This is a genomic window from Draconibacterium mangrovi, from assembly GCF_010586825.1.
In the GTDB taxonomy this organism is placed as follows: domain Bacteria; phylum Bacteroidota; class Bacteroidia; order Bacteroidales; family Prolixibacteraceae; genus Draconibacterium; species Draconibacterium mangrovi.
Genome location: NZ_JAAAGB010000002.1, coordinates 244,114 through 256,859, shown reverse-complemented (window position 1 = coordinate 256,859; position 12,746 = coordinate 244,114). Strand labels below are relative to the sequence as shown.

At 42.0% G+C, this 12,746-nt stretch carries 9 protein-coding genes; 3 read left to right on the top strand and 6 right to left on the bottom strand.

The features are described from left to right. Positions 1-130: 130 nt before the first annotated feature. From G4420_RS08085 to G4420_RS08075, 3 genes are all read left to right on the top strand, one after another. Entirely contained in the window at positions 131-1,675 is a 1,545-nt protein-coding gene (locus G4420_RS08085) for an acyl-CoA carboxylase subunit beta (protein ID WP_163323094.1), read from the top strand. A gap of 20 nt (positions 1,676-1,695) precedes the next feature. Beyond that, complete coding sequence (locus G4420_RS08080; RefSeq protein ID WP_163323093.1) at positions 1,696-2,022, top strand: biotin/lipoyl-containing protein; 327 nt, start codon at positions 1,696-1,698, stop codon at positions 2,020-2,022. An 89-nt stretch (positions 2,023-2,111) separates the two neighbouring features. Next, positions 2,112-5,747, top strand: coding sequence for a PKD domain-containing protein (locus G4420_RS08075; protein WP_163323092.1), 3,636 nt, complete (start codon positions 2,112-2,114; stop codon positions 5,745-5,747). A gap of 2 nt (positions 5,748-5,749) precedes the next feature. On the opposite strand, the gene G4420_RS08070 is transcribed toward G4420_RS08075, so the two are convergent. From G4420_RS08070 to G4420_RS08045, 6 genes are all read right to left on the bottom strand, one after another. Continuing rightward, entirely contained in the window at positions 5,750-6,760 is a 1,011-nt protein-coding gene (locus G4420_RS08070) for a PorP/SprF family type IX secretion system membrane protein (RefSeq protein WP_163323091.1), read from the bottom strand. A 138-nt stretch (positions 6,761-6,898) separates the two neighbouring features. Further along, positions 6,899-7,312, bottom strand: a complete 414-nt coding sequence (locus G4420_RS08065) for a hypothetical protein (RefSeq protein ID WP_163323090.1) — start codon at positions 7,310-7,312, stop codon at positions 6,899-6,901. A 181-nt stretch (positions 7,313-7,493) separates the two neighbouring features. Then, positions 7,494-8,297: a 4-(cytidine 5'-diphospho)-2-C-methyl-D-erythritol kinase gene (gene ispE, locus G4420_RS08060; protein ID WP_163323089.1), complete on the bottom strand. Its 804-nt coding sequence runs from the start codon at positions 8,295-8,297 to the stop codon at positions 7,494-7,496. A 68-nt stretch (positions 8,298-8,365) separates the two neighbouring features. Then, positions 8,366-11,242 carry an aminomethyl-transferring glycine dehydrogenase gene (gcvP, locus tag G4420_RS08055; RefSeq protein ID WP_163323088.1) on the bottom strand — a complete coding sequence of 959 codons (2,877 nt, stop codon included), beginning with the start codon at positions 11,240-11,242 and terminating at the stop codon, positions 8,366-8,368. A 92-nt stretch (positions 11,243-11,334) separates the two neighbouring features. Further along, complete coding sequence (locus tag G4420_RS08050; protein ID WP_163323087.1) at positions 11,335-11,976, bottom strand: MBL fold metallo-hydrolase; 642 nt, start codon at positions 11,974-11,976, stop codon at positions 11,335-11,337. Positions 11,977-11,979: 3 nt separating this feature from the next. Beyond that, positions 11,980-12,630 carry a protein-L-isoaspartate(D-aspartate) O-methyltransferase gene (locus G4420_RS08045; protein ID WP_163323086.1) on the bottom strand — a complete coding sequence of 217 codons (651 nt, stop codon included), beginning with the start codon at positions 12,628-12,630 and terminating at the stop codon, positions 11,980-11,982. Positions 12,631-12,746: the final 116 nt, after the last annotated feature.

The following is a 12,746-nucleotide window of genomic DNA, read 5'->3' as shown; positions in this document are numbered from 1 at the left end:
ATGTTGGTTAATTTCCGTAGTACAGGAATACATAAGCCCATGGCTATTAAAAAAAATTATAATTTTGCCCACGCTAAATAAAAATAACACCGGTCAGCTACCGGGAAATTTATAACTAAAAAAATACTTTATGTCACTAAGAAGTAACGTACTCGATCTTCGTAAAAGAAAGAAAGAAGTACAAAAAGGTGGTGGAGATAAAGCCATTGAGAAACAGGTAAAAATGGGTAAGCTCACAGCCCGTGAACGAATCCTGGCCTTGTTAGATAAAAACTCATTTCACGAATACGACTTATTTGTAGAGCACGCCGCCAAAGATTTTGGCATGGAAGGTAAAACCTTACATGGAGACGGTGTTATTATCGGTACCGGTACGATATACGACAAACCGGTTTGTATTTTTGCCCAGGACTTTACCGTTGCCGGTGGTTCTCTGGGTTTGATGCACGCGCGTAAAATCACTAAAATTATGGACCATGCGTTGAAAATGCGTGTTCCGTTAATTGGTATTAACGACTCGGGTGGTGCGCGTATCCAGGAAGGTGTTAACTCACTGGCCGGTTACGGAGAGATTTTCTTCCGTAACACACTGGCTTCAGGTGTTATTCCACAAATCTCGGTAATTCTTGGCCCTTGCGCCGGTGGAGCGGTTTATTCGCCTGCACTTACCGACTTTGTTTTTGTGGTAGAAAACATTTCGAAAATGTTTATTACCGGACCATCAGTGGTTAAATCAGTTTTAGGCGAAGAAGTTTCGATGGAAGAACTGGGTGGTGCCAAAGTACACGCCGAAGTTACCGGAAATGCACATTTCTATGCCGAAACTGAAATGGAATGTTTCGATCAGATAAAAACGCTGATCAGCTTTATTCCACGTAGTAACCTGAAAAAAGCATTGGCACATAAACCTAAAGCTCCGTTAAAAGGAGTTAAGGTTGAAGATATTGTTCCTGCGGATCCAAGAATTCCTTACGATATGCGCGATGTTCTAAAAAGCATCACCGATGGTTCTGAATTCTTCGAAGTTATGGAGCGTTTTGCACCAAACATCATCGTTGGTTTTGGTCGTATGAATGGCGAAACTGTTGGTTTTGTTGCCAACCAGCCAATGGTACTTGCGGGAGTGCTTGATATTGACAGCTCGGACAAAGCGGCTCGTTTTATCCGTTACTGCGATGCTTTCAACATTCCTATTGTTACTATGGAAGACCTGCCGGGCTACCTGCCGGGAGTTGACCAGGAGCATGCCGGAGTAATTCGTCACGGTGCAAAAATTCTTTATGCATACAGCGAAGCTACAGTTCCAAAAATAACCGTTATTGTGCGTAAAGCCTATGGTGGTGGTTACATTGCCATGAACTCGCGTCACCTGCGTGCCGACTTTGTTTTTGCATGGCCAACTGCAGAAATTGCAGTTATGGGACCGGAAGGTGCTGCGAACATAGTATTCCGTAAAGAAATTGCTGAAGCCGAGAACCCGGAAGAAATGCGCCAGCAAAAAATCGAGGAGTACAAAGAGAAGTTTGCCAATCCTTATGTTGCTGCTGCACAAGGTTATATCGATGAGGTAATCGAGCCTAGCGAAACACGTTCACGCATATTACATGCCTTACAGGTTTCTGAAAACAAGAGTGCTTCTATGCCAGCTAAAAAACATGGAATTCCTCCGTTTTAAACCACTAAAAGAATTGCATTATGGCAGAAGAAAAAGAGCTTAAAAACCTTGTGATTCAAGGAGCTGTTTACAAAACAACTTTTACCAAAAGGTTCGAAAACAGGGTTAAATATGTAACTCCGGATCCGAATGAACTTTATTCATTTATTCCGGGAACGATCATCGATATTTTTATAAAAACAAAACAAAAGGTGAAAGAAGGAGAAACACTTCTACTGCTTGAGGCCATGAAAATGGAAAACCAGGTAAGAATGCCTTTTGATGGAGAGATTGTAAAAATTCACGTTAAAAAAGGCGAGGTTATTCCTAACCGCCATTTAATGATTGAAATTAAACCGACAAAATAACTCGAAACGAGTTTAGAAATACTAAAACCGCGCAATTTATTTGTGCGGTTTTTTTGTTTAGAATAATTAGATTTAGCCTCGAATAATTTATGGCTAAGAAACTAATTTTTATTCTGCTATTTCAGGTAACAATTCTGAATCTGGCAGCGCAGTATTCGAATCCTTGCAGGAAGTCAACAGAAGGAACTGATTTCTGGTTTGGATTTATGGAAAGCCGGAATTACCATAGTGGTCATTATTTGGAAATAACAGTTACCGCTCGCGAAGCAACCACATTCAACATTACAATAGGCAAAGACCAAATTCCCTTTAACGGGAGTTACTCAATCAATTCCAACAGCTCAGTTCAGGTTACCATTCCCTGGTCTATGGTAGAAGCAACCGGTTCGGAACAGATTCAAAACAAAGCAATTCATTTAGTTTCGGAAAAACCGGTTAACGTTTATGCACTAAACTGGGATGCCAATTCAGCTGATGTAGCCGTTATTTTCCCCACAGAATCACTAGGGTCTGAGTATTTTGCCATGTGCTATGAAGTTCGCATACACGAAAACAACAATGGAGGGTATGGAAATGGAAGAAACAGCCAGTTCCTGATGGTAGCAAGCGAAGATTCTACGCATGTGCTTATTATTCCATCAAAAGAAACCGATAAGAAAGTAGCAGCCGGAGATACAATCAACATCAACTTAAACAAAGGAGAAGTATACCAGATACAGTCAAAAAATGTTGATAACAGTTCAACATTCAACCAAGGCGATTTAACCGGTAGCTACATTGCGTCGGACAAGCCAATTGCCTTCTATTCCGGCTCTTTGGGCACCACTGTGCCTGCCACTTCGGGGACATCAGCCTGGGATCATCTGTATGAACAATTACCTCCCATTCATGCGTGGGGTCGTGAATTTTTAGCTGTTCCCTTAAAATCACGCGAACAGGACCGGTACAGAATTATGGCCGCTTATAATAATACTGTTGTAAATATAACCAACCGATCTCCGATTACCTTAAACCGGGGCGAGTACGCAGAAATCGTGCTTTATCATAACGAACCGTCACGTATTTATTCCGATCGTCCAATTCTAGTCGCGCAGTATAGCCAGTCACAATCAGTCGACCGGGATTTTACGGGAGGAAACGGAGATCCGTTTATGATCATATTAAGTTCCACAACACAATCGAAAAACGATGTAACCTTTGTTGCCTACGATTCCGATCAGATTCAAAAATACTACGTAAACATTGTAACCTTAACAAGCGAAATCGACAACATCCGGTTTAATGGTGCACCAATATCCGGTGAATTTCAACCTTTTCCCGAAGGCAATTATTCGTATGCACAAAAAGAAATATCTGATGGAACCTACCGAATTTATAACACAAATGAAGATCGTGGATTTCTGGCCTACGTTTATGGTTTCGGTGGCGTTGAATCCTATGGTTATGGTGTTGGTTTTAACCTCGATCTTGTTTTAGACCTGGGAGAAAGCGTTGACTTTAAAGGCGATACCCTTTTACTTTGTCATGGCGATGAAATTATGCTGGATGCCGGTCCTTATTTTGACACATACAGCTGGAACACAGGGGACTCTGCGCAAACACTTGTCGTAAACTCCGCAGGGAATTACAAAGTGAAAACCACCACTATCGACGGTTGCCAACTGGAAGATTCCATCTATGTTTATGTCAGTCAACCGTCAGCACAGTTGCCGATAGATTATGATGAAGGTTGTTTCCCTTACTCGATACAGCTTGATGGCAACGAAGGTTATCAAAAATACGTGTGGCAAGATTTAAATAACGATACCATTTCCACAGCTCAATCGATTACTGCCAACCAGACCGGTGAATACCGATTAACAGTATATGACAAATACAGTTGCAAGGCTCGCGACACAATGAATCTTGTTGTTTTTCCAACACCACAGTTAAATATTACTGGAACAGAATTAATTTGCGGAGCAAAACACAATCATCTTGATGTTTCCATAAGTGGTGTTGCTGAAGACTTATGGAATTATGCCGGAAGTTTTGAATGGAAATCAGACAAACCCGGAGTTAGTTTCACAAATCGCCAGCACAAAAGCGCTGATGTTGAAGTGCAGGATTGGGGAGTCTACTCTATCTTTTATGAACTTACAACTACTGATGGATGTATAAAATCGGACACCTTCGAAGTTGCCTTTCATCCCGTGCCAACATCCGAATTTAAATTTGTTGACAATCCTGAAGACAAGTGCAAAGGATATTCGCGCGAGGTAAAATACAATGGAAATGCCACTCAGGATGCAAACTTGTACTGGGATTACGGAGGGGCTAAAGTTATTGATTCTCTTGACTGGGATAATTTCATCGTTTCAATCGGGGCTTTCAACACCAACCCGTATCTTTCGCTCCACGTCGAAGAGAACGGATGCTGGAGCGATACTACATCCTCCCTCTTAGGAGCTAATCCCGATTTTACTTTTAAAACCGAGAAAGCCCGTGGTTGCGATTCGCTGACTGTTTATTTTAGCGGAGAATTAAAAGTAGAAGATGCACTTCTGTTTGAATGGGATTTTGGCGATAATTCGCCGATAAGTAACGATAAAGACGTTTCCCATTTTTATTCAAAAACCGGATTTTACGATGTAAGCCTATTAATCACAAATACATTGTCAGGCTGCCAGATTGGATTTGAAATTGACAGCATGATAAAGATATTTGCAACACCCGAAGCAAAAATTGAGGCTGATGTTTCTCTTTGTTATCCGGATTCGGCAAAGCTTATTTATGCAAACAATATTGATGCGTCAGTCTGTTACTGGGATTTTGAAGGTGCACACCAATCAGGCAGCGGAAACGACTCGATAACAATGATACTGGATGAACCTTTTGGTACTGCCAAACTGATTGTTGAAGAATACGGATGTTTAAGCCAGCCAAGTGAAGTTACCTTAAAACGAAAGCCTCATTTTGATTTTAAAACCGACGAGTTGGAAGGTTGCCAGCCATTCCATAACGAGGTTTTTGTTGAATCGCAGGATGATAACCTGGAGTTTTTCTGGGTTACCGACTCATTACCCTACCCGCAAGGCAATTCTGTTTACTATCTCTTTCCCGATTCGGGCAGAATGGATGTTTCTTTAATTGCCAATTCCCTGGAAACCGGTTGTACTGATAGTCTTTTAAAGGAAAACTGGATATGGGTTCATCCAAAACCGGTAGCAGATTTTGAGGTTGATTATCCGGTTGCACTGCTGGAACATGCCGATATATCTTTCACGAACCATTCTCTTTCAGCTGATTATTCAACCTGGGATTTTGGTGATTTGGTTACTTCATCTGATGAAAATCCTACCCATCAATATACAGAGCTTGGAGAATACCTTGCGCAATTAATTTCTGAATCGGATTTTGGATGTAAAGACACTTCCGAATTTTTGATAACGATTCTTCCGTTCTCGGTTCATACACCCAATGCATTCCGGCCCGACAGCGAGATTCCTGAAAACCGCACTTTTATGCCCGTTGGATTAGGTGCTGATGTCGACCGATTTAACTTACAGATATTTGACCGCTGGGGACAATTGATATTCGAATCCGACACACCGGATAACACCTGGGACGGAACAACGAAAAAAGGCGAACCTGCGCCAAAGGGAAACTATGTATGGATCTCACATTATTTCGATATTCAGGGGTATGAACACGATCAAAAAGGACAGGTTCTTCTCATCAGATAGATTTACATCTCACCAAATTCTTCCTCGTATTGATCATAAAATGGTAATGATTTTTGCTTTTTATGCTTCCTGAGCAAAATGGCGCATGAAACTTCGCTGGTTCCACCTGACGACCCCGCCAATCCCGACACGGTAACATCATAACTATAGGCAAGCTGTACACCCTTCCGAACAAATCCGACCACAAAAATTACAGCGTCATAGCGTATACCAAAATTCTGCCGAAACCACGTTCCAAAAGCAACTCCTTTTTTTGCTGCATAAATTCCATAATTTACCTGTTGAAAGTCCCCCTGACTTTGTAGAATAAGCTGAGGAGACACATCGAACTTTTTTCGCTGATGCCCATACAAATACACCGGCAACCGTGCTCCTAAATGAGCCGTAAATTTTCGTTCAAGCGGTATTCCATATTCTTCGTATTCTGAAAAAGTTTGGTTAGGCTCTGTTAAATGATGCGCGGCAAAACCACAGAAAACTTTTTCACTGTACACCAAAGCTCCAAAAGAATAATCGAAATAGGAATAATCAGGTTGGGTCAGATAATTTATTTCTCCTGAGGCTCCATGGTTACCATAATTTATATCCAGATTATCGGCAAAAATAAGATCGTTCACATTCAAGGAATTTCGAGTATATCCGAACTGTAATCCTCCATGCAGGGTGTACTTTTCACTAATTTGAATCCCTACCGAATACGCCGCAGTCATCGATAGGGCGCCTAAAGCACCGTTAGCCTGCACATCATTTAAAACATTTACACCAACCCCACCCCTGAGAATTTTTACAGGAAAATCAAGTGCCACACTGTAGGAATTATACGCATTTGTAAATCCGTGCCACTGGTTTCGGTATTGCATGGCAACACGTGGCACTCCCACAGTACCTGCAAATGCAGGATTTAAATAAACAGGATTAGCGTAAAACTGCGAAAAGGTAACATCCTGAGCACCTGACTGGTACCATGAGAATGCAAATACAGCTACTATAATACTATTTAATATTCTGGACAAAGACACTTATTTTTTGAAAGAAACAAATATAATGGAATATCATATCGAAGATACGGTACCTGAAAATACCCAACAAAAAAGGGCTGCCTTTCGGCAACCCTCAAAAATCCAAATAAAACTAATCGCGTTTCTATTTATCTACAAATTCCAAACTTTTTCGTTAATCATCCATTCCTCAAGGCTCAATTGTCCTTCTGTTTCTGCTGAAGCTGGTGCCACTTCCCAAGCTACTTTGTCAGTCATCCATGCTTCCAACTCCAAATTGGCTTCTGTGGTATTGGCTGCCCAATCGGTTGAAGTAGACCACACATCGCTGTTTGTCATCCAGTTTTCAAGGTTCAGCGACTCTTCCTGCGCTTCAACAAAATTCGTTACGTCTGAAGTGCTCCAAATCGCGTCGTTTGTCATCCAGCTTTCAAGACTCAATGCTGTTTCTGTAATGCTCTCATGGCTCGAGGCTTTTGTTACTTTCTCTGTTGCGTTAGCTGTTCCCACTGTAAAAATGACGGCTATTATAAGTGCAACTGTTTTTAAATTAAATCTAGTTTTCATGTTTTCTGTTTTCAATTGTTTTCTTACTAATTGTTTGTTTTCAAATGCCTTCGCAAAGGACTTTTTTGTTTTCTTGTTTTCAGTTAATATGACTATTAACGAGTACAAAGGTTACACCTCGTTTTGTTAAAAAGAATAAAAAAAATGTTAATGAGTTCTTAAGGTCGGTAAACGTCCGGGGCTATCGGTAAATAAAAATACCTTTAGGTAGGAATCTGTCCAGATTTGTCGGTAAATGGCGAAAGATACCAAACACCGCCGAGCCACTTCCCGACATGGAAGCGTACACCGCGCCTGCTTCGTAAAGATTTTCCTTTAGTTTTTCTATTTCGGGGAATTGCGGAAATACGCTTTTCTCGAAATCGTTTTTCACCACCGTTTTCCAATCTTCGATGGGAAGCTGGTCAATTTCCAGCAGGTTAAAATCGGGCTTTGTTGGAATGATATTTCGGTAGGCCTGTGGTGTACTTACCGAAATTGGAGGTTTAACGATTACAAGCTCGTAACCCGACAAATCGAGATTTACCGGTTTAAACTGATCGCCAATGCCGTGTGCAAAAGTGGGTTTGTTTTGAATGAAAAACGGACAATCGGCACCAATTCTTGCAGCATAATCCTCCAATTGGGTTGTTGTTAATCCCAAGGCAAAATAATCGTTCAGCATTTTTAAAGCAAAAGCAGCGTCAGCCGAACCACCACCAAGGCCAGCTCCAAACGGAATTACCTTGTGTAAGTGCATTTTTACCGGCGAAAGGTGAAAATCTCCGGCAAGCAAAGAATAAGCTTTAAAAACGAGGTTATTTTCCGGCGCAGCATCAATATCAATTCCTGATGAAGAAAAAGCTGTTTCTTCCGCTTCGATCACTTCCAAAGCATCCGCTAATTTTACCGGGTAGAAAATGGTTTCCAGGTTGTGGTAACCGTCCGGTCGTTTCTCCACAACATTCAGCCCGATATTAATTTTAGCATTGGGAAATGTGATCATACAGCAAAAATAAAAAAGCCGCCTGAAAATTCAGACGGCTTTTAATATTTATCTAAAGATTTATTCTTTTAGTCGGCAAAAGCTTCGTATTCCTCCGGCGAACCGCAGGTACAAATCAGGTTACGATCGCCCCATGCATTATCAACACGGCCAACCGGCACCCAGTATTTGTTTTCGCGCACCCAATCCAGCGGATAAGCAGCTTTTTCTCGGCCATAAGCATGTGGCCATTCATCGGCGCAAACGCTTTGGGCGGTATGAGGTGCATTTTTAAGTACGTTATCCGCTTTGTCGGCAACACCGTTCTCCACTTCTTTAACCTCTTCGAAAATGGAGTTTAAGGCGCTGATAAAACGATCCAGCTCATCTTTCGATTCACTTTCTGTAGGCTCGATCATTAAAGTACCGTGAACCGGGAACGACAGCGTTGGCGCATGTAAACCATAATCCATTAAACGTTTTGCAATGTCTTCTTCAGTAATTCCGGCTGAAGCTTTTAGGTGGCGGCACTCCAAAATCAACTCGTGCGCTACGCGACCGTTTTCGCCGGTATATAAAATTCCGTAATTATCTTTTAATGCGGTAGCAATATAGTTTGCATTTAAAATGGCGATTTTTGTGGCTTCTGTCAGGCCTTCAGCGCCCATCATTTTAATGTAACCGTAGGTAATCGGCAATACCGAAGCACTTCCCCAAGGAGCTGCAGAAACCGCTGTAATTCCCACGTGACCATTATTCATAATCGGGTGCGATGGCAGGAACTCCACCAAATGGCTGGCAACACCAATCGGGCCAACACCCGGTCCACCGCCACCGTGCGGAATAGCAAATGTTTTATGCAAGTTCAGGTGGCACACATCGGCACCAATCAGTCGCGGATTAGTCAATCCAACCTGGGCGTTCATATTGGCACCGTCCATATAAACCTGGCCACCATTTTCGTGAATCACCTCGCACATTTCAATAATCGAGGCTTCGAAAACTCCGTGCGTTGACGGATAAGTTACCATAAACGCCGAAAGCCGGTCTTTATGCAGTTCAGCTTTAGCACGAAGGTCGTCCATGTCAACATTACCTTTTTCGTCGCATTTTACCACAACTACTTTTGTGCCCGCCATTACCGCACTTGCCGGGTTGGTTCCGTGTGCAGATGAAGGAATAATCACCACATCGCGCTGATCCTCTCCTCTGCTTTTGTGGTATTCCTGAATTACCATCAAACCGGCATATTCGCCTGCTGCACCTGAATTAGGTTGCAAACTCACATCGGCCATTCCGGTAATTTCCGCCAAATCACGGCGCAGTTCTTCCATCATTTCCTGGTAACCGCGTGCCTGGTTTTTCGGAACAAACGGATGCAAACCGTTAAATTCAATCCAGCTCAACGGCAACATTTCAGTAGCTGCATTCAGTTTCATCGTGCACGATCCCAACGAGATCATCGATTGAGTTAGCGAAATATCTTTTTTTGCCAGGCGTTTAATGTAACGAACCATTTCTGTTTCCGAACGGTATTTATTAAACACCTCTTCGGTCATAAATTTAGAAGTTCGTTTAAACGCGGCATCAATTTCAAATCCTTCAGGATATTCTTCCGCCACCTGCCATTTTTTGTTGGCAGCTTTGGCGAACACTTCAATGATCCAGCCAATATCCTGCGGGTTGGTTGTTTCGTCGATACTGATACCCACATCGCCATTATCGAAATAGCGGAAGTTCATTTCCAGCTCGTGCGATAACCATTCAATGTCTTCGCGCATTACATGTTTTGGCAATGCAAAACGTATAGTATCAAAAAAGTTTTTATTGATTTGGGTATAGCCCAGTTTTTCAATTTCAATGGCAAGAAATGCAGCGATATTGTGAATGCGCTCAGCAATTCCGATAATACCTTCAGGGCCATGATAAACACCAAAGAAACCGGCCATAATTGCCAGCAACGCCTGCGCTGTACAAATATTCGATGTTGCTTTTTCGCGTTTAATGTGCTGCTCGCGGGTTTGCAGTGCCATACGAAGCGCCCGGTTTCCGTGCATATCTTTGGTTACTCCGATAATACGTCCCGGCATATTTCTTTTAAACTCTTCGCGTGCTGCAAAAAATGCGGCATGTGGTCCGCCATAACCCATTGGTACACCAAAACGCTGCGAGTTACCAAATACAATATCAGCGCCCCACTCTCCCGGAGGAGTTAAAATTGCCAGCGACATCAAATCGGCAGCAACCGCCACTTTTATTTCTTTTTCGTGCGCTTTTTTAACCAGCTCAGCATAATCAGTTATTTCGCCATCCGAGTTCGGATATTGAACGATTACGCCAAAAACATTCTCATCAAAATTGAATTCGTCTTTAGGCTGGATTTTCAATTCAAATCCCAGCGGCAGTGCACGGGTTTTTAATACATCGTGCGTTTGCGGCCACATCTTTTCATCCACCAAAATGGTATTTACATCGTCTTTCACCATTTTCCGTGATCTCAGGTTGGCCATCATTACCATCGCTTCGGCAGCCGCAGTAGCCTCGTCGAGCAAAGATGCATTAGCAATGTCCATTCCGGTTAAACCACAAACCATAGTCTGGTAATTTAACAGTGCCTCCAGTCGTCCCTGCGAAATCTCGGCCTGATATGGTGTGTAAGAAGTATACCACACCGGATTCTCAAGCACATTACGCAAAACCACTGCCGGAGTAATGGTATCGTAATATCCCATTCCGATGTAAGTATTGAATACTTTATTTTTTGATGCCAACTCGAGAATACGGCGGAAGTATTTTCTTTCCGACAATCCTTCCTTCATTTTTAAAGGCTGTTGTAACCTGATGTTTGAAGGAACTGTTTGTTCCAGTAATTCCTCCATCGACGAAACACCAACAAATTCAAGCATTTCGGCAATTTCTATTCCTCGTGGGCCAATATGGCGGGTGACAAATCTATCCTGAGACATTCGAAATATTTATTTATAGTGAATTTTTCTGCAAGTATATAAACTGAACGGATTTTAAAACATGACTTTAAACAATTTTAAAGCGTTTAGTTTCAGGTTAAAAACGGATTATTCTCTTTTTCAAAGCCAAGTGTGGTTTCCGGGCCGTGGCCACAGTACACTTTTGTATCGTTTGGAAGTGGAAATAGTTTTTCTTTAATGTTGGTTATCAGGGTATCAAAATCGCCACCGGGCAGATCAGTTCGTCCGATGCTTCCATAAAATATTACATCTCCGGCAATTAACAGCTTGTCGTTTTTACTGTAAAAAACTACATGCCCCGGAGCGTGCCCCGGAACGTGAATAACCTCGAGACTTGCTTCACCAAACTTAATCGTCTGTCCCTCTTCAATAAATTCATCGATGGGTTTTACCGGCTGCATTTCGAAATTATACATTTTCCCCTGATCAACAGCCCGATCTACCCAAAAGGCATCATCGGCATGTGCCAAAAACGGAATTTTGTATTCATCGCGTATAAAATCAACACCCATAATATGGTCGAAATGGCAATGCGTATTAATTATTTTTACCGGTTTCAGCTCGTTTCTTTCAATGTAATATTTTACTTCATCCTGCTCTTCTCCGTAATAAAACCCGGGGTCGATAAGTACACATTCTTTTGTTTCTTCGTCGCTTAAAACCAGGCTATTCTGGCTCAGTGGGTTTACTACAAACTTTTTAACTTTTATCATTTATCAGAAATTTACGGTTCCTTTTAAGAGAGGAACAAAAACAAAGCCTCCATGTTTTTTCATTTTGAAATCATTTTCGCCGGTACGTACAATTTCGCACATATCCTGGTGTTTATCGCTACCAACCGGCACAACAAGTTTCCCTCCAATTTTCAGTTGCATTTTTAATTCGGGCGGCACCAATGGAGCTCCGGCAGTAACCAGAATTTTATCGAAAGGTGCAAAATCGGGCAATCCTTTATAACCGTCGCCAAAAAAGCAGGCCGGTTTATAACCAATCGACGGTAAGAACTTATGTGTTTTGGCGTACAACTCTTTTTGCCGTTCGATGGTGAAAACCTTTGCTCCCATTTCAACCAAAACGGCTGCCTGGTAACCCGATCCGGTTCCTACTTCCAGAATTTTTTCGCCCTTTTGCACATCAAGCAGCTGGGTTTGAAAACCTACTGTATAAGGTTGTGAAATGGTTTGTCCGGCGCCAATGGGAAATGCCTGATCTTTGTATGCAAAATTTATAAAACTACTGTCCATAAACAAATGGCGCGGCACATTGCCAATAGCTTCCAAAACCGAAGGATTTCGGATACCCTTTACTTTCAGACCTTCAACCAAACGCTTGCGCAGGCCTTTATGTCGCGATGTTTCGTTTATCATTTTTACGTTGCTATAGTCACAAAATTAATCGAATATACTTACCAACAACAGTTGCTACACATAATGAATATTAACATTTAACGTTGATAAATTAACACCAGCTCTAATAAAAGATG

What these genes read in the sequence shown, in the direction of transcription:
- G4420_RS08085 (WP_163323094.1), top strand. Translation starts at nt 131, where the DNA reads ATGTCACTAAGAAGTAACGTACTCGATCTTCGTAAAAGAAAGAAAGAA.
- G4420_RS08080 (WP_163323093.1), top strand. Translation starts at nt 1,696, where the DNA reads ATGGCAGAAGAAAAAGAGCTTAAAAACCTTGTGATTCAAGGAGCTGTT.
- G4420_RS08075 (WP_163323092.1), top strand. Translation starts at nt 2,112, where the DNA reads ATGGCTAAGAAACTAATTTTTATTCTGCTATTTCAGGTAACAATTCTG.
- G4420_RS08065 (WP_163323090.1), bottom strand. Translation starts at nt 7,312, where the DNA reads ATGAAAACTAGATTTAATTTAAAAACAGTTGCACTTATAATAGCCGTC.
- ispE (WP_163323089.1), bottom strand. Translation starts at nt 8,297, where the DNA reads ATGATCACATTTCCCAATGCTAAAATTAATATCGGGCTGAATGTTGTG.
- gcvP (WP_163323088.1), bottom strand. Translation starts at nt 11,242, where the DNA reads ATGTCTCAGGATAGATTTGTCACCCGCCATATTGGCCCACGAGGAATA.
- G4420_RS08050 (WP_163323087.1), bottom strand. Translation starts at nt 11,976, where the DNA reads ATGATAAAAGTTAAAAAGTTTGTAGTAAACCCACTGAGCCAGAATAGC.
- G4420_RS08045 (WP_163323086.1), bottom strand. Translation starts at nt 12,630, where the DNA reads ATGATAAACGAAACATCGCGACATAAAGGCCTGCGCAAGCGTTTGGTT.